Annotated in this window: 20 protein-coding genes; 9 read left to right on the forward strand and 11 right to left on the reverse strand. The window is 53.5% G+C overall.

What is annotated here, in order from left to right:
- Nucleotides 1-20: 20 nt before the first annotated feature.
- The 6 genes from COO92_RS11065 to COO92_RS11090 form a co-directional block, all read right to left on the reverse strand.
- Nucleotides 21-1,445 carry an aldehyde dehydrogenase family protein gene (locus tag COO92_RS11065; RefSeq protein WP_101302105.1) on the reverse strand — a complete coding sequence of 475 codons (1,425 nt, stop codon included), beginning with the start codon at nucleotides 1,443-1,445 and terminating at the stop codon, nucleotides 21-23.
- 73 nt (nucleotides 1,446-1,518) lie between these two features.
- Nucleotides 1,519-2,250 (reverse strand): MBL fold metallo-hydrolase, encoded by a 732-nt coding sequence (locus COO92_RS11070; protein ID WP_101302107.1) that lies wholly within the window; start codon nucleotides 2,248-2,250, stop codon nucleotides 1,519-1,521.
- Nucleotides 2,247-3,362: an ABC transporter ATP-binding protein gene (locus COO92_RS22400; RefSeq protein WP_101302108.1), complete on the reverse strand. Its 1,116-nt coding sequence runs from the start codon at nucleotides 3,360-3,362 to the stop codon at nucleotides 2,247-2,249. The genes COO92_RS11070 and COO92_RS22400 overlap by 4 nt, the downstream gene beginning before the upstream one ends.
- Nucleotides 3,359-4,150: an ABC transporter permease gene (locus COO92_RS11080; RefSeq protein WP_028791481.1), complete on the reverse strand. Its 792-nt coding sequence runs from the start codon at nucleotides 4,148-4,150 to the stop codon at nucleotides 3,359-3,361. Before COO92_RS11080 ends, COO92_RS22400 begins: the two co-directional genes overlap by 4 nt.
- 2 nt (nucleotides 4,151-4,152) lie before the next feature.
- A complete protein-coding gene (locus COO92_RS11085; protein ID WP_022731932.1) occupies nucleotides 4,153-5,016 on the reverse strand; it encodes an ABC transporter permease in 864 nt (287 codons plus the stop codon).
- Between the two features lie 165 nt (nucleotides 5,017-5,181).
- Nucleotides 5,182-6,270: an extracellular solute-binding protein gene (locus tag COO92_RS11090; protein WP_101302110.1), complete on the reverse strand. Its 1,089-nt coding sequence runs from the start codon at nucleotides 6,268-6,270 to the stop codon at nucleotides 5,182-5,184.
- 143 nt (nucleotides 6,271-6,413) lie between these two features.
- Here COO92_RS11090 and COO92_RS11095 point away from each other — a divergent pair, with 143 nt between their 5' ends.
- The 4 genes from COO92_RS11095 (at nucleotide 6,414) to COO92_RS11110 (ending at nucleotide 10,341) form a co-directional block, all read left to right on the forward strand.
- Nucleotides 6,414-7,037, forward strand: coding sequence for a TetR/AcrR family transcriptional regulator (locus COO92_RS11095; RefSeq protein ID WP_101302111.1), 624 nt, complete (start codon nucleotides 6,414-6,416; stop codon nucleotides 7,035-7,037).
- Nucleotides 7,038-7,198: 161 nt separating this feature from the next.
- On the forward strand, nucleotides 7,199-8,197 hold the full coding sequence (locus tag COO92_RS11100; RefSeq protein WP_165792328.1) for a helix-turn-helix transcriptional regulator: 999 nt from the start codon (nucleotides 7,199-7,201) through the stop codon (nucleotides 8,195-8,197).
- A gap of 104 nt (nucleotides 8,198-8,301) precedes the next feature.
- Nucleotides 8,302-9,147 (forward strand): AAA family ATPase, encoded by an 846-nt coding sequence (locus COO92_RS11105; RefSeq protein WP_101302115.1) that lies wholly within the window; start codon nucleotides 8,302-8,304, stop codon nucleotides 9,145-9,147.
- 6 nt (nucleotides 9,148-9,153) lie between these two features.
- Nucleotides 9,154-10,341 carry a vWA domain-containing protein gene (locus tag COO92_RS11110; RefSeq protein ID WP_101302116.1) on the forward strand — a complete coding sequence of 396 codons (1,188 nt, stop codon included), beginning with the start codon at nucleotides 9,154-9,156 and terminating at the stop codon, nucleotides 10,339-10,341.
- Between the two features lie 41 nt (nucleotides 10,342-10,382).
- Here the strand turns inward: COO92_RS11110 and COO92_RS11115 are convergent, their stop codons facing one another.
- Nucleotides 10,383-10,799 carry an Lrp/AsnC family transcriptional regulator gene (locus COO92_RS11115; RefSeq protein ID WP_022731938.1) on the reverse strand — a complete coding sequence of 139 codons (417 nt, stop codon included), beginning with the start codon at nucleotides 10,797-10,799 and terminating at the stop codon, nucleotides 10,383-10,385.
- A 138-nt stretch (nucleotides 10,800-10,937) separates the two neighbouring features.
- Here COO92_RS11115 and COO92_RS11120 point away from each other — a divergent pair, with 138 nt between their 5' ends.
- The 5 genes from COO92_RS11120 (at nucleotide 10,938) to COO92_RS11140 (ending at nucleotide 16,693) form a co-directional block, all read left to right on the forward strand.
- Entirely contained in the window at nucleotides 10,938-12,656 is a 1,719-nt protein-coding gene (locus COO92_RS11120) for a M20/M25/M40 family metallo-hydrolase (RefSeq protein ID WP_101302118.1), read from the forward strand.
- 166 nt (nucleotides 12,657-12,822) lie between these two features.
- On the forward strand, nucleotides 12,823-13,893 hold the full coding sequence (gene glpQ, locus COO92_RS11125) for a glycerophosphodiester phosphodiesterase (RefSeq protein WP_101302575.1): 1,071 nt from the start codon (nucleotides 12,823-12,825) through the stop codon (nucleotides 13,891-13,893).
- Between the two features lie 131 nt (nucleotides 13,894-14,024).
- A complete protein-coding gene (gene wrbA / locus COO92_RS11130) occupies nucleotides 14,025-14,627 on the forward strand; it encodes an NAD(P)H:quinone oxidoreductase (RefSeq protein WP_022731941.1) in 603 nt (200 codons plus the stop codon).
- A gap of 223 nt (nucleotides 14,628-14,850) precedes the next feature.
- Nucleotides 14,851-15,714: a pirin family protein gene (locus COO92_RS11135; RefSeq protein WP_101302120.1), complete on the forward strand. Its 864-nt coding sequence runs from the start codon at nucleotides 14,851-14,853 to the stop codon at nucleotides 15,712-15,714.
- A gap of 208 nt (nucleotides 15,715-15,922) precedes the next feature.
- On the forward strand, nucleotides 15,923-16,693 hold the full coding sequence (locus tag COO92_RS11140) for a substrate-binding periplasmic protein (protein ID WP_165792329.1): 771 nt from the start codon (nucleotides 15,923-15,925) through the stop codon (nucleotides 16,691-16,693).
- A 48-nt stretch (nucleotides 16,694-16,741) separates the two neighbouring features.
- Here COO92_RS11140 and COO92_RS11145 read toward each other — a convergent pair whose 3' ends face one another.
- The 4 genes from COO92_RS11145 to COO92_RS11160 form a co-directional block, all read right to left on the reverse strand.
- Nucleotides 16,742-19,342, reverse strand: coding sequence for a hypothetical protein (locus tag COO92_RS11145; protein ID WP_101302124.1), 2,601 nt, complete (start codon nucleotides 19,340-19,342; stop codon nucleotides 16,742-16,744).
- Nucleotides 19,343-19,379: 37 nt separating this feature from the next.
- Nucleotides 19,380-21,254 carry a type II and III secretion system protein gene (locus COO92_RS11150; RefSeq protein ID WP_101302126.1) on the reverse strand — a complete coding sequence of 625 codons (1,875 nt, stop codon included), beginning with the start codon at nucleotides 21,252-21,254 and terminating at the stop codon, nucleotides 19,380-19,382.
- Between the two features lie 293 nt (nucleotides 21,255-21,547).
- Nucleotides 21,548-24,091 carry a tectonin domain-containing protein gene (locus tag COO92_RS11155; protein WP_101302128.1) on the reverse strand — a complete coding sequence of 848 codons (2,544 nt, stop codon included), beginning with the start codon at nucleotides 24,089-24,091 and terminating at the stop codon, nucleotides 21,548-21,550.
- Between the two features lie 421 nt (nucleotides 24,092-24,512).
- Nucleotides 24,513-25,493, reverse strand: a complete 981-nt coding sequence (locus COO92_RS11160; RefSeq protein ID WP_101302129.1) for an AraC family transcriptional regulator — start codon at nucleotides 25,491-25,493, stop codon at nucleotides 24,513-24,515.
- Nucleotides 25,494-25,669: the final 176 nt, after the last annotated feature.

Raw genomic sequence — 25,669 nt, forward strand, 5'->3', positions numbered from 1 at the left:
GTAAGGTTTTTTCTCTGTGATCAGGGCTTGTGTAGCATTTTGATTTCCATGAAATCTTCAAGGCCGAACATACCACCTTCACGGCCAGCGCCCGATTGCTTGTAGCCGCCAAACGGGCTTCCGGCGCGCGGGAAGGCACCATTGATGCGGACCATACCCGCCCGCAATTTACGGGCAACCCGGCCCGCCTTGGCCGCATCGGGGGTCTGGATATAGGCCGCCAGACCATAGGGCGTATCATTGGCGATCTTGATGGCGTCTTCTTCGCTGTCAAACGGGATCATGACGACGACGGGACCAAAGATTTCTTCGCGTGCGATGCGCATATTATTGTTCACATCGGCAAAGATGGTTGGTTTGGTGAAGTATCCTTCGTTGATGCCATCAGGTTTGCCCACACCCCCGACCAGAAGTTTTGCCCCTTCGTCAATACCAGCCTGAATAAGGGTTTGAACCCGGTCATATTGGATGTGGCTGACCAGTGGGCCGATATGATTGCCCTCAACCGTTGGATCACCGACGGATGCAGCGTCACCAACGCGCTTGGCGACTTTGACCGCATCGTCATAGATCGACCGTTGCACCAGCATCCGGGTTGGCGCGTCGCAGGTTTGACCGGTGTTGTTAAAGACATCGAGAACGCTAAAGGTAATGCGGTCTTCGATATCGACATCGTCAAACACGATGTTGGGCGATTTTCCGCCCAGCTCCAAAGTAACCCGTTTGATGGTTTCTGAGGCATCCTTGGTAATCGCCTTACCCGCACGGGTTGATCCGGTAAAGGACATCATGGCGATATCGGGATGGCGTGACATGGAAGCACCAGCAATCGGGCCAGCCCCCTGAATAAGGTTAAAGCTACCGGCCGGGAAGCCGGCCTCATGGATCATTTCGGCATAAAGCATCGCGTTCAGTGGAGTGAATTCGGATGGTTTGAGCACGCAGGTACAGCCGGTCGCCAAGGCCGGAATGACTTTGAGCACAATCTGGTTCATCGGCCAGTTCCACGGCGTGATCAGGCCGCACACCCCAATCGGTTCGCGCAAAAGCGTTTCACCATTATACAGGGTTTCCTCGGTTTTAAGGTCGCGGAGGGCCTTGATGAAATCTTCAAGATGATCAACGCCTGCGGCGGCTTGCTGTTCGTGCGACATGGTGGTCGGCGCGCCCAGTTCGGCGGTGATGGTTTGGGCTACGTCGTGATACCGGTGCTTGTAGATCGACAGAAGCTTTTCAAGCCAACCAAGACGCTGGTCAACGGTGGTCTGGCTGTAACTTTCAAAGCTGCGCTTGGCGGCGGCAACCGCAAGATCGACATCTTCTTCGCTGGCCAGCGTAATCTGGGTGATGACCTGTTCGGTAGCGGGATTGATAACGTCCATTTTTTGCGACGAAATCGGATCAATCCATTTGCCATCGATATAGAATTTACCTGCGTTTTGCATCGGAAGTCTTCCTGATCATATTGGGTTGGTTGGCCGTGCCGTGGTCTTTGCATTCAATGCAGCGGGCCTGTTTTCAGGTCCGTTCCCGCAGCCAGTTTTTGATAATTTCGCGGTGGCGCTCACCACTGTAACTGGCGAAATGTCCGCCGTGAACCACACGGACGGGCAAGTCATAAAGCCGTTCCATGGAGCGAACGTAGTCCTTTGCGTTGGCATGATAGGTGTCTTCGATCAACGGCCCATCATACACAATATCACCGGAAAACAGGATGCTGGTTTTGGCTTCCCAAAGGGCAATGCCGCCCGGTGAATGGCCCGGTGTGTGAATGACTTCAAACGTGCGATCCCCAAGATCAATCACATCGCCGTCCTCAACAATCCGCGTTGCCGGGGCGGCCTTGACCGCATAAGTGGTTGAGGCATAAGGGGCGGGCGGCAGTTTGGTGAAAATGTCATCGGTGACATACGGATCGGCAAGGGTGTTTTGGCGGGTTGGATGGGCCAGAAGGTCGGCTTCGCAGCGATGGCAAATCCGGTTTTCAAATTCGTGATGACAGCCGATATGGTCAAAATGGGTGTGGCTGGCAACGGCCTGAACGGATCGTTCGGTCACAAGTGGCACCCATTCGGTGAGCGACACAACCCCCATGCCGCTATCAATCAGCATATCGCCATCACGTCCGCGGACGTGCCAGATGTTGCAACGATAGAACTCTTCGATAAACGGCTCCCCGATATAGGTGATGTCATCACCGACACGTTTGAGGCTGTACCAGTCTTCGGCTTTGGCGCGTTCCATACTCATGCCGCGTCCTCGGTTCTTGTGGTGTCAGGGTGCCCGGCCAGAACAACCACCGATGCCGGATCAATCGTCAGATCAATCCACGCCCCGGCTTCAATCACGGCTGATTGGGGCATATGAGCGGTGAGGACGATGTCTGGCGCGTCAACGGGTTCAAGATGGGCGCGGTGATGGGTGCCAAAGAACGAACCATCGGTGACCTTGGCCTTGCCAAAGGTAATACGCGGGCCGGTTCCGGTGCTGGCGCGGAAATGTTCGGGCCGAATGGCAAGGGTGACTTTTGTGCCCTTGGTCAGGTTCTCATCGCGAAGTGCGGTTTCGGCCAAGCTGACAGGACCCAGCACCGTATCAACATCGACCATACCGTCATGACGTTTGCCAAGGGTGCCGGGGATGAAATTGACCTCGCCCATGAAGCTTGCCGAAAACAGGGTTTTGGGCCGCATGTAAATGTCTTCGGGGCGTCCGACGTCCTCGATATTACCAGCATTCATCACGACAATCCGATCGGCAATCGCCATGGCTTCTTCCTGATCGTGGGTGACGTGAACGAATGTGGTACCAACCCGTTTCTGGATGGCTTTCAGTTCATCCTGCATTTGGCGACGCAGTTTTAGATCAAGCGCGCCCAGCGGTTCATCAAGCAACAACACATCGGGTTCAACGGCGAGCGCACGGGCAAGGGCAACACGTTGACGTTGCCCGCCCGATAGTTCGTGCGGTTTTTTATCGGCCGATGATTTCAGCCCGACCATATCAAGAAGGTCTTCGGCCTTGGTATGGCGTTCGGCCTTGCCGATTTTGCGCATTTTCAGGCCAAACGCGACATTGTCACGCAGGCTCATATGGGGAAACAGGGCGTAGTCCTGAAACATCGTGGTGGTCGGGCGTTTGGATGGCGGCACATGGCCCATGTCCTGCCCGTTAATTTCAACCGTGCCGGAACTTGGCGACAGGAAGCCCCCCAGAAGCGACAGAAGGGTCGTTTTGCCACAGCCAGATGGTCCCAGCAGAACGATGAATTCACCGGCCTCAATCTCAAGGCTGACATCGTTAAGGGCGGTGAAATCGCCAAAGATTTTAGTGGCATTGCGGATGGAGACTGGGGCGGTCATTTCTTTGCCGTCCTTCTAAAGATACTCAATTCAAGAATAAGCAGCAGGGCAACCGATACAAGGAAGACAATGCTTCCGACCGCGTTGGTTTTCGGGTTCAGGCCCGACCGCAGCATGCTCCAGATTTCAACTGGCAGGGTGACGTCAAAGCGCGACAGCAGGAATGAGATGATAAATTCATCCCAGCTAAAGGTCACCGACAGGAAAAATGCCGCGAGGATCGATGGCATCAACATCGGTGCGCTGATCTGGGTCATGACCTGCCATTCGGCTGCCCCCAAATCACGTGCGGCCCGTTCGATGTTTTTCTGATGGTCGCCCATGGATGCATAAATGATGGCAAAGCACAGCGGCAAATTAATCACCACATGGCCGATCGCGACTGTCCAAAGTGACAGTGACACGCCGAGCCAGTTAAAGGTGGAGAGCAAACCAAGGGCAATGATCAGGTAGCTGACCGTCATTGGTGCAACCAGAAGCCCGCGCTGAAGCCGCGATGCCGGTAACATGAACCGGGCCAGACCATAGGCAGCACAGAAACCAAGAACGCAGGCAATGGTCGATGACCCGATAGCGACCATCAATGAATTGCCAAGGGCGGACATCAGGCGGCTGTCGGCGAAAACCTCCCCGTACCATTTCAAGGTCGCACCATTAAACGGCGGGACCGGCAGGCGGCCATCCTGAAACGAAAACAGCACCAGCACCACGACTGGTAAAAAGATAAAGCCATACAGCGCGATCAGATACGCCCACGACAGAACCTTGGAAAAGCGCGATGAAATCATGATCACGTCCTTTCCATTTTAAGCCAGCGGGCACAGGCGATATAGGCCAGTGTCACCACCACCATCAAAATGATCGAAAGGGTCGCGGCCATCGGGAAATCGGCGCGCCGACCAAGTTGCAGCATGATGATTTGCGGCAAAGCCAGTTCGTTATTGCCACCCAGAATTTGCGGGGTGATGTAATCGCCAATGCACAGAACAAAGGTCAGAAACGCACCGACCATAATGCCCGGCAATGTTAGCGGTAACACCACATGCCAAAACACCTGAAACCCGTTGGCTCCAAGGTCGGCGGCCGCACGTCGGTAGTTTGGTGGCATCTGCACCAGATTGGCGTAGATGGTTAAGGTCAGCAGCATGACAAAGAAATGCACAAAGCCAATTACCGTGGCCGAGCGTGTGCTGGCCAGTTCAAGCGGTTCGGCAATCAGGCCAATGTGCATCAGGGTATTGTTGATTACCCCGTTTTTGGCCAAGACCAAAAGCCACGAATAGGACCGCACCACGTAGCTTGTCCAAAAGGGCAGGATCGCCATGATCAGCGCCATGCGTTGCCATTTTTGCGGGATCCGTTCGGCAATGATCCATGCCAGCGGATAGGCCAGCACGACGGAAATGAGGGTGACGGTAAAGGTGATTTCAAGCGATACAAAAAGCCCTTTAAGCAAATGGGCCTTTTCAAAAAATGCGATGTAGTTGTCCAGATTCCACGCCATGACCAGCTCGCGGCCCTTGCGGGTGGCAAGGCTGATGGCGGCCATGACGATGAACGGGATCACGAAAAACGCGACGGTCCATAGGAGGGCCGGTGTCACAAAACCCCATGCCCGGCGATTTTCGCGTGTTTCAAGCGTGGCAGAAGCCATCACGGTATCCTTGTCAGCAACGATTAAGACCGGCAAAGGCCCGGTTGCTTTCTTTGGTGGCGTGGGAATGGGGGCGACCGTCGATCAAGCGTAACGCAAGTTCGAACCATTGCCCCGCAAAAAAAAACGGGGCAATGGTGGGTACACAATAAGCAAGGGAGGGGCTTACTGTTGAAGCATCTCGACCCAGGCATCCTGCATTTGGGCATCCAGATCGGCATCCGGGATCGGATAAAGTTGCGAATTCGCAAGGTAGCCTTCCTGATCGTCCCAGCGAAGGGCGGATTTTTGCGCATCTGTAAGGTTCGCACCAGCCTTGGCGTTGGCGGGCATCCCCCAATAGCATGACGAGGTCGCAAGACGCGCCTGACCTTCGGGGCTCAGGATGTATTGAACGAACTTCAGGGCCAAGTCAGGCTTTTCGGAATCCTTCATCACCGCAATTGATTGAGCCCAGCGAAGCCCGCCCTGTTTGGGGATGACCCAATCAAGGTTCGGTTTGTCTTCGGACAGAACTGCGGTGATCCATTCACCACCGCCAACAAGAATATCGACTTCACCTGTGGCAAGGGCGGTTTGGGATGAAACAACTTCACCGACCTGTTTGGACGCCTTTTTCATGGCGAACAGCTTTTCTTTGATGGCGGGCATGTCATCCGCACCAAGATCAGCCGTATCAATATCAAGCCCCAGCCCGACAAGCCCAATGACCGGCAGGTAATAGTCATATACTGCAATCCGCCCGGCATATTTGTCCGACCAGATCACCGACATGTCTTCCATATCCTTGGGATCGACTTTGGTTTTGTCGAACGAGATGGTGTTGTAGCCAAACTTTTCGGTGACGGCATAGGTTTTGCCATCGACCATATTGTTGTCTGCCATAACCACTTCGGGGAAAAGATCGGCTGTTGGCAAGGCATCGGCCGGAATTTCGGCCAGAATGCCCATGTCAACCGCGCGGTGGACATCAACGCCGTCAATCACCATCACATCCCAGTCACCGGCGCGCGATTGTTCAATGATCGAAAGGCCAGCACCCGTGCCTTCGTATTCCTTCAGATTGACTTTGACGTCGTATTTTTTCTCAAACGGCGCGATCAAGGCCGGGTCGGTATGGTCGCACCAGACAAGCGCGTTGAGTTCTTCGGTTGCCTGCGCAGATGGAACGATGGCAAGTGCGCCCAAAAGCATGGTCGCAGCGCCGCCAAGCAGCTTATTGCGGGTTTTCCCCGTGGAAACGTGACGAAACATTGGCTCTCCCTGATTTCATATTGAGGCCTCCCTTTTCTTGGATATCCCGGCACTCGTTGCGGTGCCGTTGAAAAAATATTGAACGTGTTCATTTTTTGAGTCAATGTAAATTTTGAACCTGTTCAGTTTTCGTCGGAGTAAGAATGTTAGGTTTGCGTGCCCAAAAGAAAGCCGACAAGAACCGCCGCATTCTCGACGCGGCAACAACCCTGTTTCGCAAAGTCGGCTATGATGCTGCGCGCATCGAAGACATTGCCGAGATGGCCGGTGTATCGGTCGGAACGTTTTATAATTACTATAAAAACAAGGGCGATATGCTGATGGCCACGGTCTCGATGGAGGTCGAGGAAGTGTTGGATACGGGCAATGCGATCATTGAAAGTGACATTGAAAATGTCGGGGATGCTTTGGCCAACTTGATCGGTAAATATTACGATCATTCACTGACATATTTATCCAAAGAAATGTGGCGCACCGCGATGTCACTTTCGATCGGACAGCCCGAAACGCCATTTTCCAAACGCTACACAGCCCTTGATCATCGTCTGTCAAAGCAGGTTTGCGATCTGTTCCGGTCTTTGCAGTCACGCGGGGTCGTGCGCAAGGATGTTGATTGCGATGCAATGGGCGAATTGATCTTTAACAACGTCAACATGATGTTCATCGAGTTTGTCAAAGACGAGGAAATGGATGTTGCGGGCCTAAAAGCAGAAGTCGCCCGGCAAAATGAGCCGATTGCCTTGCTTGTTTCAAATGTCGCCTCTTGATCGACAGCCCATATCCATTGGTAAGCAAGGGTCGTTAAACCAGCGTGCGCCACATCACAGTTGAAATCGTCAATCAATGATAACAACTTCAATAAGATAAGCTGTGATAAAGCGACAACAAAGCCGTGGACAAAATGCATGGCGTGACGTTGGGGAAGCGAATGCCGCAGATAAAGGATGACCCGGCGCGGGGTGCGTTTGACGATGTATCGGCGTACGAACGCGATGCTGATGTCGGCGACCTGATCCTTGCCGATGGTGATCTGTTTGAGTTGCCCGGTGCGCAAGGCCGATTGGAACGTCTTGATTTTGGCAACGGCATGTATCTGTACCGTGCCGAACTTCATGTCCGCGAGGATTCATACTTCAACGTGAAAAATGCGTTGCCGCCGGGATGGTTGTCCGGTTCGACCAACGTGATGGGCAAGCTTGAGGTTGAAAGCCCCGATGGCAAGCGGCATTCACAGTCGCCCGACGCGGCGATGGTGATGCGGGTTGATCCGCTTGGAACGCGGTATTTCCTGCCCGCCGGACAAGTGATCCGCCATGTTGGTGTGGTCACCACGCTTGATCCCTTGCGTCAAAGGTTTGGTGACATGTTGCCAGAGGCGATGGCGCCGTTTTTGTCGGATCGTCAAGATGTGGTCCTGATCAAGCCCGTGCCGCCGTCCAATCGAATGCGCAGCATTGTCAGTGCGATGTTTTCACCGCATGTGACGGGGCTGGGCCACAAATTCAAACTTGAAGGCCTATCGACCCTGTTTCTCGCCGAACTTATTGACAGTTACCGCGCCCTGTCCGAGGTGGACAATGTTGCACCAGAATTAACGACTTTTGAAAAATCCGCGCATGACGCGGCGGTTTCACAGATCACCCGCAATCCGGGGGCGGCGATATCGGTTCCCCAGCTGGCCGTTGATGTTGGTGTTTCCGAAAGCCGTTTAAACAGCTTGTTCAAGATCGAAACGGGAAAATCCTGCGGCGAATTTATCCGCAGTGAACGCATGGCGCTTGCGCAAGAGCTGTTGATGGCGGGTGATATGACCGTTAAGCAGGTCGCCGAAAAAGTCGGCTTTAACCATGTCAGCAATTTTTCCCGGTCCTATCGCGACTGGTTTGGCGAAAGCCCGGCCAGTGCCTTGCGCTGGAAAGACCGGTAAAGCCTGCTTATCGGCATGATCATCACGAAGTTTTTCTGATCCCTTGCTCAAAGGCGCACAACGTCTTAGGTTAACGTAAACGTCAACCTCTATTGCAGGGCAACATGAAGTTTCAAGGCACAGAAAATTACGTCGCGACCGACGATTTGATGGTGGCGGTCAATGCGGCGATCACGTTGCAACGACCGCTTTTGGTCAAAGGGGAGCCGGGTACCGGCAAGACCGTTCTGGCCGAAGAAATTGCCAAGTCATTGGGCAAAAAACTGATCACATGGTCGATCAAATCCACTACGCGTGCGCAGCAGGGGCTGTATGAATATGACGCGGTGTCGCGCCTGCGCGATAGCCAGTTGGGTGACGCGCGGGTTCATAACATTGCCAATTACATCGTAAAGGGCAAATTGTGGGAAGCGTTTGAGGATGAAAGCGCGCCGGTATTGTTGATCGATGAGATTGACAAGGCCGATATCGAGTTTCCCAATGATTTGCTGCAAGAGCTCGACCGGATGGAGTTCTTCGTTTACGAAACACAGGAAACGATTAAGGCAACCAACCGCCCGATCGTGATCATTACGTCGAATAATGAAAAAGAACTGCCCGATGCGTTTTTACGCCGGTGCTTTTTCCATTACATCCGTTTCCCCGATGCCGATACCATGAACCAGATTATCGAGGTGCATTACCCCGGTATTCAGAAACGACTGGTCGCCGAGGCGCTCACCCTGTTTTACGACATGCGCGATGTGTCGGGGCTGAAAAAGAAACCATCGACGTCCGAACTGCTTGATTGGCTAAAACTCCTGATGGCTGAGGACTTACCGCCTGAGGCACTTCGGGCCAAGGATGCCAAAACGGCTGTTCCGCCGCTGCATGGCGCGCTTTTGAAAAATGAGCAGGATGTGCATCTGTTTGAACGGCTGGCCTTCATGACCCGGCGCGAAGGTCGATAATCGGCGATGTTCACCGGCTTTTTCTATAAGCTCAAAGAAAACCGCGTTCCGGTATCGTTGCGTGAATACCTGACATTGCTTGAGGCGGTGGAAAAGGGATTGGCGGGATATTCGGTTGAGGATTTCTATTATCTGGCGCGCGCAAGTCTGGTGAAAGACGAGCGCAATCTTGATAAGTTTGACCGGGTCTTTTCCGAGCATTTCAAAGGGGTGATTGATCTGGCCGACGGGATGGATGAGGTGCCTGAAACCGACATCCCCGAGGAATGGCTGCATAAACTGGCCGAGAAATTTCTGTCTGAGGAAGAAAAGGCCGAGATCGAAGCGCTTGGCGGCTGGGAAAAGCTGATGGAGACGTTAAAACAGCGTCTTGAGGAGCAAAAAGGCCGCCATCAGGGTGGGAATAAATGGATTGGAACGGCGGGCACATCGCCATTTGGCGCCTATGGCTATAACCCCGAAGGGGTGCGGATCGGGCAGGACAAATCGCGCCATCGCCGCGCGGTAAAAGTCTGGGACAAGCGCGAGTTTAAGAACCTTGATGACAGTGTTGAAATCGGGACGCGCAACATCAAGGTCGCACTTCGTCGATTGCGCAAATGGGCGCGCACCGGGGCGGCCGATGAGCTTGATCTGCCCGGCACGATCACATCAACCGCGCGGCAGGGCTGGTTGGATGTGCAAATGCGCCCCGAACGGCACAATTCGGTTAAGGTCCTGATGCTGTTTGATATTGGCGGGTCTATGGATGACCATATTAAGGTTTGCGAAGAACTGTTTTCCGCGATCAAAACCGAATTCAAACATCTTGAATATTACTACTTCCACAATTGCCCTTACGAAGGGTTGTGGAAGGACAACGCACGCCGTCGGTCCGATCAGGTCTCGACGTGGGATGTGATCAATACCTATGGATCGGATTATAAGCTGGTGATTGTCGGCGATGCCACCATGAGCCCGTATGAGATTACCTATCCCGGTGGTGCAGTTGAACATTGGAACGAAGAAGCCGGGGCGGTGTGGATGCAACGCCTGCTTGATCATTTCGACCATGCCGCGTGGATTAACCCGCAGGCCGAAAACTGGTGGCCGTACCACCAGTCAATCCAGATCATGCATCAACTGATGGCGGGGCGTATGTTCCCCCTGACGCTTGATGGGCTGGACCGTATGACCGGGGAACTTAATCGTTAAGCCCACCCGCAGTCCATGCATGCGCACATTCTGGCTCCCGATCAGGCCGGGCCAAGAAACAGGTAACTTTCGGTTTTGGCGATGCCTTCCATGGCGCGGACCGTGGTCACGGTCTGATGGAAATCGGAAAGGGCGGGGACCTGAATTTCTGCAATCAGGTCCCATTGGCCATTGGTGGTATGCAGGGCAGAAAATCCAAGGTTCTTGCGCAAGGTTGCCACCATGGATTTGACGTTCTTGCCCGACAGCTCAATCATCATCATCCCACGAATGGTCCCATCCGCGGCATTATCACGTAGCCGGACCGTGAAACCGGCAATCACGCCCTGTTCGGTCAGGCGGTCCATCCGGGTTTTGACTGTACCGGCTGCCACCCCCAGAAGTTGGGCCAGTTTCGGGACCGAAGCCCGGGCATTGATACGCAGTTCGGCAAGCAGGCGACGGTCAAGATCATCCATGGCGGGCTCTTTGGTTTTGACGATTTCACCAATTATCCTGATGAAAATGTCAGTTTATCGCGTAAAACTCCACTAAATTGACGTTTTAAATGATTTTGGCGCGGCATATTATTGCTCACGTTATCAGGGAGTAATCACATGGCCACGTCTGACAATCCGTGGGCGCCTTTTGCCCGGACTGCTGAAATTGCCGACCGACTGACCCGGTTTGGCAGTGTTACCGGCACGGCTGGCGAAGCCGATATCACCGGTCTGATTGTCGAAATTCTAAGTGAAATTCCCTATTTCCGGGACAATCCCGACGATATCGCCGTGATCGACAGCCATCCGGTTGCCGGCGGTGCAAAAATGGCCAAAAGTGTCGTGGCGCTGGTGCGGGGCACCGGGCGACAGGCATCGAGACAGACTAAGGTCAAGACTCTGGCGCTGGCCGGCCATTTCGATGTGGTGTCGATTGAAAACTATCACGATCTGAAACATCTGGCTTTCAGCCCCGATCAATTGCGTGATGCCCTGATACGCGATCTGTCAGGAAAGGCGACGCCAAGCGAGGCGGAAAAACTGGCACTGCGTGATTTTCAAAGCGGCGATTTCATTCCCGGTCGCGGGTTGCTGGATATGAAAAGCGGGGATGCCGCGGGCATAGCTTTTCTTGAACATTTTAGCCAGCAGTCTGAGCGACAGGGCAATGTGGTTTTGTTCCTGACCCCCGATGAGGAACGCAATTCCTGTGGGATGCGCAGTTTGCGCAATGCCTTGCCCGAACTGACCCGGCGCTGGAATATCGAGATTGTCGGCGGGGTTAATCTGGACGCCAGCAGCGATCCGGCAAATGGTGAAATCGGCAGGGCCATTTTCCATGGATCGGTCGGCAAATTGTTGCCTTTTGCACTGGTGGCCGGGTTGCCGACCCATGTTGGATATCCGTTTGACGGCATTTCTGCCCACGCGATGGCATCTGAAATCATGGGGGCGATTGAAGCCAACAGCGATTTATGTGATAGCGGCGCGCATGAAACGGCCCCACCCCCGGTCTGTCTCGAAGCCCGTGACCTGCGCGATAATTATGAGGTCACCACGCCGGAACATGTCTGGATGGCGTTTAACTGGCTGGTGATGGGCAAAAGCTGTGCGGACCTGATGACCGATTTTACCGACATCGTGACCACGGCGGGCAACCGGGCGTTGGAGCGGTTCGAACAAAATGCCAAGTCCTATGCCAAAGCAAACCAGCAAGACGCCCCCGCACCGATGCCGCCTTTGCGTGTTTTAACGGTGGCGCAATTGCGTGACATGGCATTTGCCGCTGGTGGGGCGGACGCGCTTGAGCGGATTGACGCCGTTTCAACGGCAAGTGCGGCGGAGGGTAATCCACTGAACCGCAGCCGCAAGCTGGTCCGTGCGATGCTTGACGAGGCCCATTTACGCGGTCCCGCCGTGGTGGTCGGGGTTGCCGGGTTGCATTACCCGCCGGTCCATGTCGATCCGGCCAAGGAAGCCGACCGAGTTTTCCTGGATGCGATTGATCGGGCTCGATCCACGATAGAGGCCCGGCATGAAACGGAGATTTGTCACCGTGGCTATTTCATGGGAATTTCCGATATGAGCTTTTTTGGGCATGCACCGGACGTGGGCAATACTGAAATCATCGCCGCGAACACCCCGATTGCAGAATTGGTCGATCATCCGGTGGAGGATGCGCTACGCTATCCGGTGGTCAATATCGGACCATGGGGGCGCGAATATCATCAGCGCCATGAACGGCTTTACGCGCCGTATGCTTACGGCGTGCTGCCTGATTTTCTGGCGGAGATTGCGTCGGAATTTCTAGGCAGTGCAGATACCTCTGATAGGTGATTGTGGAACTCAATCGATCACCATGCGTTGTCCCTAACGTGTAACAGTTTCATGAAGAACATAAAAACGGCGCATTGGCGCGTTTGTCTGTCATGACACTGAGCCTATAGTCCAGAAAACACAGCCTGAAAAAGGGCGGTGGCACATGGAATTTAAGGAATTTGGGATGCTGGTACAAAAAATGATCCGCACGGCGCTGTTGAGTGTCGGCCTGTCGGTTGGTGGTTTTCTGATGGCGCCGGGACTGGGTGTCACACCTGCCGCGGCACAGGATATTACCCAGGAAAGAATGGTGATTGCCCATCGCGGGGCATCGGGTTATTTGCCTGAGCATACCTTGCCCGCCGTGGCACTGGCCTATGGCATGGGGGCGGATTACATCGAACAGGATGTGGTGCTGTCAAAGGACGGTGTGCCGGTTGTTTTGCATGATATTCACATTGATACCACCACCGATGTCGTAGCCAAGTTTCCCGATCGCAAACGCGAAGACGGGCGGTATTATGCAATTGATTTCACGCTTGCTGAACTCAAAGCCCTAAACGTCACCGAACGGTTCAAAGCCGATACCGGTGAGCAGGTCTTTGGCGGACGTTTTCCCAAGGAATTCGGGATGTTTAAAATCCCGACCCTTGATGAAGAAATCATGATGATCCAGGGGCTGAATAAATCCAACAAACGTGAAGTCGGAATTTACCCGGAAATCAAGGATCCGGCATTCCATCATGCCGAAGGCAAGGACATCGCCAAGACCGTGATCACGGTGCTGGAAAAATGGGGATATAACAATCCTTCGTCCAATTCCTTTGTGCAGTCCTTTGACTGGGCGGAAACCAAGCGCATCCGCAATGAACTTAACTATCAGGGTAAACTGGTTCAGCTGATTGGCGAGAACAAGTGGGGCGCGCCCGAAGGTACCGATTACGACTATCTGAAATCCGACGAAGGCGTTGTCGAAATGGCAGGTGTGGTTGACGGGATCGGTCCATGGTTGCCCCAGGTTATCGAAGGACTAAGTGCGGAAGGTAAGGCCATCATGACGCCAACCCTGATTGCCGCCCAGCGCGCGCAGCTGATGATCCATCCCTATACCCTGCGTGCCGATAGCCTGCCGAAATGGGCGGGAGATATGGATATTGCGCTCGATGCAATTTTTGATGATGCCGGGATTGATGGAATCTTCACCGATTTCCCTGATCAGGTTGTGCAATATCTGGCGGAACATCCCGCATCCTGATGTGCTGATAAACTGAAACAGTGTGCAGTCTGTTGCGTTATGTGCACCAGACTGTTTCTAACTTTCGCGTTTCCAATGCGTGCCTGCAGCGGCACTATTGCAGGCGATAAAATTCAACCAAGGAGGCGATAATGGCTAAAGTTCTCGTGCTTTATTATTCGATGTACGGACATATCGAAACCATGGCGAATGCCGTGGCCGACGGTGCGCGCGGTGTGGCCGGAACCCATGTCGATGTTAAACGTGTGCCTGAAACCATGCCCGAAGACGTGGCAAAGGGTGCGGGTGCCAAACTTGATCAGGCAGCCCCGGTCGCCACGGTTGACGAATTGCCTGAATATGATGCGATCATCTTTGGCGTGCCGACCCGCTTTGGCAATATGCCCGGCCAGATGCGCACCTTCCTTGATCAAACTGGCGGTCTTTGGGCCAAGGGCAAACTGATTGGTAAAATCGGTTCTGTCTTTACATCCACCGGAACCCAGCATGGCGGTCACGAAACCACCATCACCTCGACCCATACGACGCTTCTGCATCAGGGAATGGTGATTGTTGGTGTGCCTTATAGCTGTGCGGGCCTGACCAATATGGACGAAATCACCGGTGGGTCGCCTTATGGCGCGGGTACGCTTGCGGGTGCGGATGGTTCGCGCCAACCGTCGCAAAACGAACTCGATATCGCCAAGTTCCAGGGCAATCACGTTGCCGAACTGGCCGCAAAACTGGCGGGCTGATCACGATCAGTCGCAATCACGTAAACCACCAAAGGCAGCCTTGGGAAACCGGGGCTGCCTTTGATATGGGCTTGGGCCCAAAGGCGGCCTTCAGACGTGTTTGTTGGTCATAGGGAAACAATCAGGTGCCTGATTGAACCTTGTTTGGCGACAGTTTTGTGCGAAAGTGGGGCTATGAAATTTGCCCGGTTTTGCGGGCGCATCAAAATACAGGAGGTCACCCATGTCCGACGCTGTTTCCAATTTGCGCAATGTCGCCAAGGTTTTACGGGCGATGGATACATCCGATGGTGCGGGTGTGTCGCTTAAACGGTCCATCGGCACGCCAGAGCTTGATATGCTTGATCCGTTTCTGATGCTGGACTCGATTTCGACCGATAATGCCGATGAATATATCGCAGGCTTCCCCGAACATCCCCATCGCGGGTTCGAGACCGTGACCTATATGGTCGAAGGGGCGATGCGCCATCAGGACAGCATGGGCAATGAGGGCGTTTTGCGTTCTGGCGGTGCACAGTGGATGACCGCGGGAAGCGGGATCGTTCATTCGGAAAAACCTGAACAGGAAGGCGGCCTGTTGCAAGGGTTCCAGCTTTGGATCAATTTGCCTGCAAAGGACAAAATGATTGATCCGCGCTATCAGAACCTTGAGCCAAACGAAGTACAGGAATTCTCACCGGGTAAGGGGGTAAACCTGCGTTTGCTGGCGGGTGAAATGTTTGACAAAACCGGCCCGATCAATGGCATTTCGACGAACCCTGTTTTTGTTGATGTCAAACTTGATGCGGGGGCCGAGGTCACCATCCCGTTGCCCAAGGGGCATGCCGCCGTGGTCTATGTCTTTATCGGCGATGCCGTGGTTGCGCAAAAGGATGTCCCGACCCATCATCTGGCTGTTCTGGCCAATGGGGAGGGCGTGACACTTACGGGTGGTGAAGATGGCGGCCGGATGCTGGTGATTGCCGCGCGCCCCTTGCGTGAAGAGGTCGTGCGCTATGGCCCGTTTGTCATGAGCAGTAAGAAAGATCTGATGCAGGCGTTTGACGATTTCCAGAACGGAAACTTTGTCCGCAAGGCGGCATCGTAAAGTTTTACGTTACTACCGCGTCACGTTGTACTGCAAAAGCCCCGGTCTGTTCAGTCGTCTATTCAGTCGTCTGGTCTGGTCGGGGCTTTTTGTATCTCAAAGGTTTAAAGCCCGTTTTGGTGCAACTGTAACCTTGAAAAGACGATGGGTTTTTCTAACCTATAGGATGTACGAAACAGACGGTGAAGACTGCGCGATGATATTTGCAGTGCGACACATCTTTTATGCTGCCGTGATATTGGCAAGCTTTGCGGCAGTGATGCCTGTAAATGTGCCCGCAAATGCACATGACCTGCGTACGGAAATGCGTTTGGTCACAGGCGATGCTTTCCCGCCTTTTGCTGACCGGGCGTCTGATGGGGGCGGCATTATTACCGAAGTTGTCCGCCACAGTTTTGAGGTCATGGGCTATCAGAATGTCTCGATCATCTGGCGGTCATGGCTCAAAGGGTTTGAGATGACCGTCGAGGGGGAGGTGGATGGTACTTTCCCCTATGCCCAGACGCCATCACGCAAAAAACTGGTGCTGTTTTCCGAACCGATTACCAATTTGTCGGCCTATGGCTGGTTTGCCAGAAAACACGAAACCTACGATGACAATATAGATCTTCTGGGAAAGTCGCTTTGCCTGCCATTGGGGCATGGGGAACTTGGCCATACCGGAAAACTTTTGGCATCGGGACAGGCAAAACGCGTGTCGCCGCCCGATATGAAAACCTGTTTTAAGCTGCTGGCCGCAGGACGGGTCGACAGTGTCGTGTCTCCGGTGCCAGAGGCCCTCAATGCCATGGCAGAAGCAGGCTTTTCGCCCGATGAGTTCGACCATATCGGGCAGAGCCTGTCGAACATGCCGCTTTATTTCGTTGTCGGCGTCAATCACCCATCAGCACAAATAATTATCAAGGATTTCAATGCCGGTCTTGCGGTACTGCGTGCGAACGGTGAACTTGAGAAAATCCTGTCTCAAGAACGGTATTAGGGCGCGACTGATCTGGCCGCGCTATGGACAGCATGTATGTGTTCTACCCTAATCTTTTGCGCGCCTTACGTCCGTACCTGAGCTGGTGTTGGCAATCCAGGGACGTCCATCTGACAGCACATCTAGCTTGTTCGCATTTACGTTGTTGACCTTGTCAAATGAGCCGTTTGTTGCATTCCATTTTTTCAAAACGGACGCATTGTTCTCGGACAAGCTGACATAGACACTGCCGTCGGTTCCGGCACCAATATCCTCGATCCTTATACCTTGCCCCAATGGACGATTTTCGAACCTTGTCCCGGTAAACTGCTGCACAATGTTGCTGGAATCTGCAATCCACAGGTCACCTGCGCGACCAATCGCAACCTTGACAACGTCATCGTTGCTGAATTTGGTAAACGCATTGGTTCCGGGCTTTAAGTGATAAAGTCTGTCGGTGATGACGACATAGACGGTGCCGTCCGATCCAATCGACACATTTCGAATGTTGCCCGACGTGACCGAATAGGTCCGCTGGATAGTACCCGTTGATGACAGTTTATAGATCGAATTCGAACTGTTTCCATTTGTCCAGATGCTGCCGTCACTGGCAAAATCGAAATTCTCGAGTTCCTGATTAAAGGACAGGGAAACTTCCTCAAGCTTCTTTGTCTTGGTGTTGAACGTCAAAAGCTGTCTTGGCCCCTGATCTTGCGGGCTGCCATAAACATAGAAACCATCATTTTGTCCGACGACGATTTCATCAATCGTATTGAGGTTTGCGGAGAATGTTTCGAAGGTTATGTTTTTCGAAAACGTAAAGGCGCTTTCGGATGTAACATCCACCACTGCGGCAGTGTCGCCGGTGCCGGTGGTATCGCCGACGGTTGACGCGGCGACAAGACGGTCAGCCTGTTCATCACGTTCAAAGAATTTGGAGGCCAGAACAAGCGTATCCTTGGTTACTACCCAAGGATACGCATTTGGACCCACTGCGACACTTTGTGGTGTATGGCCGGGTGTGCGCACCACGTCAAAGGTCGTTGTATCCGTGTCCAGACGCATCAGAAGGTCCTTGTCGGACACCACATAGACACTGCCATCCGGACCAATTGCGATGCTTTTAGCTTTTTGCGCGAAAATTTCGCAGGGTGATGAGGCGCAACGCTGCACCAATTGGTCAGAACGGATGGTCCAAGGGATGCCGTCCGGGGCTACCGCCACCAGAAGGCCCTGTCCGGAAATACGGTCAAACCGGGTCATGGCGTCATTGAGTTTCGATAAAGTGCCCGAAGCATCAGCGATCACCACCGACCCGTCGCCGCCAATGGCAATGTCAGACCCCGTCGCGCCGGTGATTTGTTTCCATTGATTTCCGGTATGGCGAAACACCCGTCCCAACGTGGAAATACCCCATGGGTTGCCCAGTGCGTCAACCGCAACACGCACCAAGGTGCCGGGGAAACTTTCGAACTGTTTGCGACTGTTCGACCAGCGCAGGACATTGCCCGCAGCATCCAGGCCAAACACACTGCCATCGCGCCCGATCGCCAGTGCCGAGGCGGTCTTTTGAGTGTTCACAAAGGTAATATTTTCGTTCGTTGTCACCGCGACCGGATCAATCGTTGCATCGTTCCCTGCTGCGGGGGCGACGCTCTTGGTGCCAGTTTGCCCGGTTGTGCCTGTTTGCGGGGAAACCGGCGACGCGCTTAGCGTCGCTGCAGTTTGAACCGGCGCTGTGGTCGCCGGTGGGACTTGGGCTGGAGGCGCAATCGCTCCTGATGGTGTTAAAGGTGCCGCCGAAACCCCCGGGGCAATGGCGACGGGGGCGGTATCGACAGGGGCGACCGCCAAAGGTGCCTTGATTTCTGGTGCCCGGCCTTCTTCGGTTTTGATTTTCTCTGGTGCGACCAACAAGGTGGTCGCCATAATGACGCCATCCGCGAGGACAGCCCATGGCCCGCCGTCGGGTGTTGCCGCCGCCGCTGTTACACCTTCAACTCCGGCGACTGCCTGCCAACTGCGCTGACCGTCGTTCCAAAACCGTATTCGCCCCTCGGCATCGGCAATTACCACCGTATCGTTCCCGCCAATGGCAATGTCGACGGCACGTCCGGGCATGGGGACCCAATTTTTGCCATCAAACGCGGCAATACGACGATCACGGGTTACGGTCCACGGATTGCCCGCCATGTCCAATGCAATGCGATACGCCTGACCCTGAACGGGTTGCCATTCACTGCGCAACGGGTTCCATTTTTTGATGTCGCCATTTACCTTGGCGATATAGACATTGCCCTGCGCGTCGGCGGCGACATCGGCAACGTCTGTGTCTTTGCTTTCCCACCACAAACCGTTATAGCGAAAAACCGCGCCATCTGCGTTGACCGCCCATGGACGGTTTCCCTCTGCTGCTGAAATCCGGACAAAATCCCCGGACATTTTGCGCCAGCGTTGTTCCAGCGCATCCCAGCGCCACGGCGTGCCATCCGGGGCCACAACATAGGCCTGCCCCTGACTGTTGATAGATATATCAACAGCCGTACCGGGCAGACGGGTCCAATTCGCAGCCGTTGGTGTCTCTTGCGCCCAAGCACCCTTGAGAAGCATGACGGCACCAAGCACGACGCAGAACAAAACCAGACAAAACCGCACTATCGCCAACGTCATCGGACGACCTCGCATCACAGTTTCTAAAAATAAAACGTTATTGATCAAGCAACCGGTCACGCACCATCGCAATGTGTTGCTGGCCGGTGGCATCGTTTTGCCAAGACTGAATTTTCACATCCCCGTTTCTGAATTCCTCAAAGAATTCACGTCCCTGAAGCTTTTCAATGACTTCGCTAAAGGTCGCGCGCGGTGTAAACCAATCCTTGTGACGTTGCTCAAGACGTTCAATGTCACGTTCCAGATCTGACATTTCCTCGATCATGCCATCGCGATCAACCTGTGCGCGACGGGCATAAAGGGGGCGGCGTGGCGTCATCAAAATCAGGACAGACCGTTCGAAGTGGCGTTCAACCCGCTGCGAGAACAACAGATTAAGGATCGGAATATCCATCAAGCCTGGCACGCCATCGGCTGATTTGGATGTTTCGCGCTCGCTCAATCCGCCCAGCACAAGGGTCTCACCGAACTTCATGGTTACGGTGGAGTTCACATTGGTTTTGGTGGTGTCGAGACGGAATTCAAATACCACTGAATTGGACGGGTCGGTCAGGAAGGTACGTTCTGCGACCACATGCAAGCGGATCATATCATCAGGCAGAATTTCCGGTGTCACCGCAAGTTTGACACCAACCTCCTTTTGCACCGACACGCTGTCACCATTTCCGCCCGAAACCGCCGCAGCAAGAATTTCAGTTCCCGAGAAGAATTCCGACGTTTGCCCTGCCTGCGCGACCAAACTTGGTTTGGCCAAGACCTGATTGTTTGCATCGGCAGAATTGGCAATATTCAATGAATATGTCACGGCCGGAATGCTGATTGCGCGTGTGATTGTTTGCGTGCTTTCCTCCAGCCCGGTATTCAAATAGTCCTTGGTGCGTGTCGATCCATAGCCGAACCCCGCCGTCCCGGTCAGGGGGTCGCCAAATTGCAACTGCAATCCGTTCAACAGATTGATCCCACGCGAATTGCGAACATCTTCCTGCGTGCCGATCAAGACAACATCGACCACCACCATGCTTGTATCGGCAAAACCTTGCTGTCCTGAATTACCTTGCGCGGTGGGGGCGCCATATCCCCCCTGCTGCTGAGAATAGGGATCGGGTGCTGCGCCATAAGGAGCGGGTGCCGCCGCACCGTAGGGATCACTGGAACCGTATGGATTATTGCCCGGACCATATGGATCATTGCCATATTGTGCCATCATAACCTTGGCATCATTGTCATAGAACGATTGCCATCCCTGAACCCGGTCTTCGAGATATGCGATGGTTTCCGGTCCCAGAACGGCCTTGCGATAGGCTGATACAAACGCCGATGCCCCCGCACGATCATCCATCGCCGCCAACGACAATGCGGCGGCTTTCAGGACTTCGGGCTGCTCTTTGGTCTCTGGGGCCACAGCCAGCAAATGTTTCAGGGCGGCTTCCGCAGTTTTGGGGTCACGGGCATAATATGATGCGGATGCCAGACTATACAGCACCGCCGGGTCGTCACCACGATGAAGCGCGACGGCCGCAAAATAGCCCTGTGCCAGGACATAGCGTCGCTGGTCCATATACAAAAGGCCCAACTGATAATTGGCCGACAAGTTCCCCGGGTCGAATTTAAGCGCCTGTTTGTATCCTTGCTCGGCCAGCTCAAACTTGCTGGCGTCGCCCTGAACCCCCATCAGGTGATAGGTCAAACCGTTGAGAAACTGCAAGTCCGGATTGGTGATATCAAGTTTCAAAGCCAGATTGATCAAGCGTGATGCTTCATCCATGTTCTGGGCTTCCAGTGCGTTAATACTTTCGCGCACTAGTGCTTGAACGGCATCATCTTGGACGACGGAACGTGTGAGAACCGGTTTTTGGGTAATATCGCGCGCCACTGACGGCGTTGCATTACCACCCAAGGCGCCATCAGACATCAAACCTGCTGTCTGACAACCCGCAACCAGCAACGTTGATAGAACCAATGCGCCCCTAAAGGATGTCTTAAGTATCGGATCGCGTTTAAATTGTTTACGTATCTGGACCAAGCGCCACTTCCCCACAAAGAATCAACCGTCTTATTGCTTAAATGCAAAGCGCCCCCCGGCGCCGACGGCCATTTATCATTCGATCTTTGGCAATCCGGGGTACGAGACTGTCCGGATTGCCAAAGCCATCAAAAATTGAAAAACAGAACGAAAAGGGCTGAAATTGCCTCAGCCCTTTTCCCTTATTCCATCTGGTAAATTTGATTGTTCTTGGTCAGGCGCCATACCTGCCCGCCGCCAGCACCGACGGCGTTAGACTCCGTGTCTTGTGCAATCATATCCCAATCGCGTTTCTTGCCATTGAACAGGTAAGTCTTGCCGTTCGTGCCAACGACGATCGCTGCACCTGGGATATCAACCGCAATATCGACAGCAGTACCAGGAAGCTTTTCCCACTTCCTGTTGTTGTCATGGACATAGATATCGCCTTTGTCGTTCACGACCCAGGGTCGACCATTCTGATCAATGTCGATCCGTTTTGCCGATCCGGCAACGTTTTGCCAGCGGTTTCCGTCGCGGAAATGGATGCTGCCATCTACACCAATGATCCAGACACCCTTGGCACTGGCACCGATGTCTTGTGCCGCCGGGCCGGGAATACGCCGCCATTTGGACCCCGATTGGGAAAATATCTGCCCCGTTTCGTTGACGACCCAGGCCTCATTATCGGAAACGGCAAGACGGGTTGCCGCACCGGCCATTTTGGTCCATCGCTTTGCGGTTTTCGCACGTTTAAATATTTCATACCCGCCACCGGCCTTGGTCATGCCGATTACATACGTCGTTCCATCCGTGCCAATTGCGACATCGGTGGCTTCTCCCGGTATAAGATCCCATTTCGCCGAACGCCCGGCCGAGGCGTCAATACTGATCGATTCAATCTGGGTTAACGTGATCGTGTCAGTATTAGGTTGGCCGCCATCAATAGCAGTATCGATTTCGAAGTTGCCGACAACAACCTTGCCGTTTTCAAACGTCACGCCGCTCTGTGCCTTATCAGACTGCATCAATTGCGCCCAGGTCCGTGTGTTTGGCTTGATGGGCTCTTGCGTCATCAGGGCCCAGTTCGTTAATACCTCTGTCCGGCCGTTATCGGTCAATAGAAGGCGGGATAAGTTTACGGGCTTTTGCGAGTTCGCCAGGGCGTCAGTGATAATGGATGACTGTTTGATCTGATCCAGGGCAATATCGGTTCCGATGCTGGCGACAATCGAGCTTGCGGTCAAAATAATCATTGTTGGCGCCATAAAGGCCATAGAGGTGGTGCCAATACTAGTCGTCGTTACTGTTATTCTCGCTGTTTCTTTCAAGCCTTGTTTCAGGTAGGGAAAAATTGCTTTGCCAACCGCCCCCACCGCTTTGGCGACGGACGTTGATACAAGCGTTGCGCCTCCAAACCCTGCATATGCGACGACAATTGCAGCACCAGGTGCAAGCAACATGATGTCGCCTACCTGGTCTTCCATTTGTGGCGGACGAACACCAATATCATTGGGATTCAAGCCGTCTGACATACCTGGCCGCACGACCTTCAAGCCGCGCTCCCAGCTTTGCCAGACGCTTTGCATTTCTGTCGCCACCAAAAGTCGGGATTTTTGGACGTACACGGCCATATAGTTCAACAAGTCCCGTTCTGGCTTGGTCTTTGGCCCTCTTTTGATCACGTTGAAAACATGCATATAAACGGCCGCCTTTAGGACCGCTGAGTCCTCGGGTTCCGTCAGGATTAGGTTCCAAGCTTCGGCTTTTAGCTCGTCTGTTTTGGCTTTATTGAGTCCGGCTGCTGCGATGTAATTGATGATGCCTTCATCGATCAGCGTACGGTCCTTAATCACCTCGGCAACGATCTCATGGGCGCCAGGCAGACCGAACAACCCATTCGGCGTGCGTCTTGCGGGTTCCCAACGCATGGTAAGGTATTCACAAGCCTGATTGGTCTTAACGCCATAAACCGACCGGACCGAATTCACCGGACATGACCAGCAGGTTCCCCCGTCGATGAAATCGAAATGTTCGCCGGCCGGACATGATAAAGAGGCCATTTTGGTCGCCGGCACCAATGATTCATTTCGGAAACACGCTTGGTTTCCTGTTACCGCATTGCCGGTACGGTTAAAACCTTCCGGACAGGTGTAGCAGCTGCCATTGAGATCGGGGAACGACCCTTCGGGACAAATCCTATCGATGAATTCGGCCCGGCGCGCATCTTCAAAAATCTTGCCGCAGGCATCCCAAGAATCCACCGAGGACATGGTGCGTCCGAACTCGGCTGGGCAAGCCCAGCACTCGCCACCGTTGCGACCATCAAAGAACGACCCTTTAGGACAAGCCTTATGCTTGCCTGTTCGCGTCGCGCCTGTGTATTGCGCGGAAATTTGCTTGGAACAGGCTTTCGGCGTATCGACCGCGAAACCGGTTCGGTTGTAGCCTCTTGGGCAGGAGAAACAGGACCACGTTCCAATATCAAAGAAAGACCCGCTTGGGCAACTACCGACGGCATTCCGGGTTTTCATCGCCTTATCAAAACCACAAGGCGGCATAAGCTTACCTGTCTTCAAATCCATTGCACCGCAAATCACATGGCCTTCCGTTGCGGTCGATCCGGATATGATCTCCAGTGATTGTGCTTTTGCATCAGACGCATTTGTCAAAGCACCGATAATGAAAACAGTCAGGACAAGCAAGCTGCGCCAGACTGTCTTCGCAGGCCGAAAACGGGTTCGCATGGGTCATTCCTCAACCAAAATATATTGTCGTTTGCGCCTGTAATCCTGCGATGGATCAGAGATCAAAGCGCAAAATGCCACGGGATTTTCCCATGGACTGCATTGGGGATGAGATGAACCGGGATACCCCGAAATTATTGCCAGGCAGCAGATCAAACAGCGACACACCAAGTCTTTGCAGAGCAAGGTCAACGCTTTGATTGCTGTTGGGTGGATAGTCCTGACAAATTTCAGGACTGTCCTTTGAACAAAGTGTTCCCCCACTCTCCGTCACGTCTGAAAATGAAGACAAGACGGCCCAATCCCCGCGCAGAGAATTGAACAGGTGCGGAGATAAGGAAACACGTATTCACAAGCGATCATACGTTTATGACGCTTTTCGGATATTGCGGCCGTTTTTCGGATATTGAAGGAGGAATCTCTATGCGTTTTTACGGATCGTCTCTGAAGGAAGTTCGCCGAATTCCCGATGATAATCCTGCGCAAAACGGCTCATGTGTGTGAACCCCCACTGTTTCGCGACGTCCGAGATCGCATGGCCGTCTAACTCTGCCAGCAAGATTGCCCGGACGCGTTTCAATCGAACAATGCGCAAATAGGCCATCGGGGTCTTACCATATGCATCCACGAACCCCCGTTGTATTCCGCGATACCCACACCCGGCCACAGCCGCGATATCGGCAAGCCCAATTTTCTTGTCGGCATGGGCGTGGATGTAATCACGCGCACGTTTGATGTAAAATGGAACAACCGTCGTGGCGTCACGGCCATTCATGCTGTCCTGATAGCTGTTGGGCAGAAGGCTTAGACACTGGGTTAACAGGATGTCTTCCATCTGTGCTGTGACGATCGGATTGTGCATTTCGCGCAAGGGACCATCAAGTGCTTCGGCGACATAGTGAACGGTATTGCGGAAAATAGTCCAACCAAGCGCACAGGAATCAATCGCGGGATCGAAACTCAATCCCATCAAATCAACGTCATCTCCAACCAGAGAACGCGCATGATTCTTCAATTTGTCCTTTGATAATCTAAGGACGAAGGCGCCGAAGTTATCTTCCGTGGCGCTTACCGGTGCAGCCAAGTCACGCATGAACCCCCGACCGGCTGAGAATGTCAGGTCTTTTCCACAATGGTGGGCAACCCCCGAGCCACTGGTAAGCATATATAACAGCAACCCGTCCGGATCCTGTTCAGAAGAAGTCACACTGAGTTTGGTCGCATCGAGAGTCACATGCATGAGGCTGATGTCACCAGACTCCACGGCGGCAACACGGACATTCAATTCCGCATTCGGCCCCTTAATATCAAAGTCATGCCGCGAGGCGAGATCCCTGATGGACTCGCGAACCTCATCTAAATCGTTCGAAGACAAAATCGTATGGTTTTGCAGATAGGTCATTGCGGCCCCCAATGTCCATCCCCCGAATAATGGGCCATTGCCCAGATAATAGAGCAATGACGACCCAAACGTCCGATCAAGGAAGACACCCGGATCATATTCAAAAAGAATGTAATAATCTATTTAAGATTGATTTGCAGGCAAGGCATAGGGCCAAAAGTCGATCAACAGGGCTG

The organism is Thalassospira lohafexi (genome assembly GCF_002844275.1).
Taxonomy (GTDB): Bacteria; Pseudomonadota; Alphaproteobacteria; order Rhodospirillales; family Thalassospiraceae; genus Thalassospira; species Thalassospira lohafexi.

Bases quoted from the DNA above. Each gene is read 5' to 3' on its own strand.
- COO92_RS11110 (WP_101302116.1), top strand. From the start codon at position 9,154: ATGTTCACCGGCTTTTTCTATAAGCTCAAAGAAAACCGCGTTCCGGTA.
- COO92_RS11070 (WP_101302107.1), bottom strand. From the start codon at position 2,250: ATGAGTATGGAACGCGCCAAAGCCGAAGACTGGTACAGCCTCAAACGT.
- COO92_RS11095 (WP_101302111.1), top strand. From the start codon at position 6,414: ATGTTAGGTTTGCGTGCCCAAAAGAAAGCCGACAAGAACCGCCGCATT.
- COO92_RS11105 (WP_101302115.1), top strand. From the start codon at position 8,302: ATGAAGTTTCAAGGCACAGAAAATTACGTCGCGACCGACGATTTGATG.
- COO92_RS11080 (WP_028791481.1), bottom strand. From the start codon at position 4,150: ATGATTTCATCGCGCTTTTCCAAGGTTCTGTCGTGGGCGTATCTGATC.
- COO92_RS11160 (WP_101302129.1), bottom strand. From the start codon at position 25,493: ATGACCTATCTGCAAAACCATACGATTTTGTCTTCGAACGATTTAGAT.
- COO92_RS11145 (WP_101302124.1), bottom strand. From the start codon at position 19,342: ATGACGTTGGCGATAGTGCGGTTTTGTCTGGTTTTGTTCTGCGTCGTG.
- wrbA (WP_022731941.1), top strand. From the start codon at position 14,025: ATGGCTAAAGTTCTCGTGCTTTATTATTCGATGTACGGACATATCGAA.
- COO92_RS11135 (WP_101302120.1), top strand. From the start codon at position 14,851: ATGTCCGACGCTGTTTCCAATTTGCGCAATGTCGCCAAGGTTTTACGG.
- COO92_RS11115 (WP_022731938.1), bottom strand. From the start codon at position 10,799: ATGGATGATCTTGACCGTCGCCTGCTTGCCGAACTGCGTATCAATGCC.
- COO92_RS11100 (WP_165792328.1), top strand. From the start codon at position 7,199: ATGCCGCAGATAAAGGATGACCCGGCGCGGGGTGCGTTTGACGATGTA.
- COO92_RS11065 (WP_101302105.1), bottom strand. From the start codon at position 1,445: ATGCAAAACGCAGGTAAATTCTATATCGATGGCAAATGGATTGATCCG.
- COO92_RS11150 (WP_101302126.1), bottom strand. From the start codon at position 21,254: ATGTCTGATGGCGCCTTGGGTGGTAATGCAACGCCGTCAGTGGCGCGC.
- COO92_RS11155 (WP_101302128.1), bottom strand. From the start codon at position 24,091: ATGCGAACCCGTTTTCGGCCTGCGAAGACAGTCTGGCGCAGCTTGCTT.
- COO92_RS11090 (WP_101302110.1), bottom strand. From the start codon at position 6,270: ATGTTTCGTCACGTTTCCACGGGGAAAACCCGCAATAAGCTGCTTGGC.
- COO92_RS11085 (WP_022731932.1), bottom strand. From the start codon at position 5,016: ATGGCTTCTGCCACGCTTGAAACACGCGAAAATCGCCGGGCATGGGGT.
- COO92_RS11120 (WP_101302118.1), top strand. From the start codon at position 10,938: ATGGCCACGTCTGACAATCCGTGGGCGCCTTTTGCCCGGACTGCTGAA.
- COO92_RS22400 (WP_101302108.1), bottom strand. From the start codon at position 3,362: ATGACCGCCCCAGTCTCCATCCGCAATGCCACTAAAATCTTTGGCGAT.
- glpQ (WP_101302575.1), top strand. From the start codon at position 12,823: ATGCTGGTACAAAAAATGATCCGCACGGCGCTGTTGAGTGTCGGCCTG.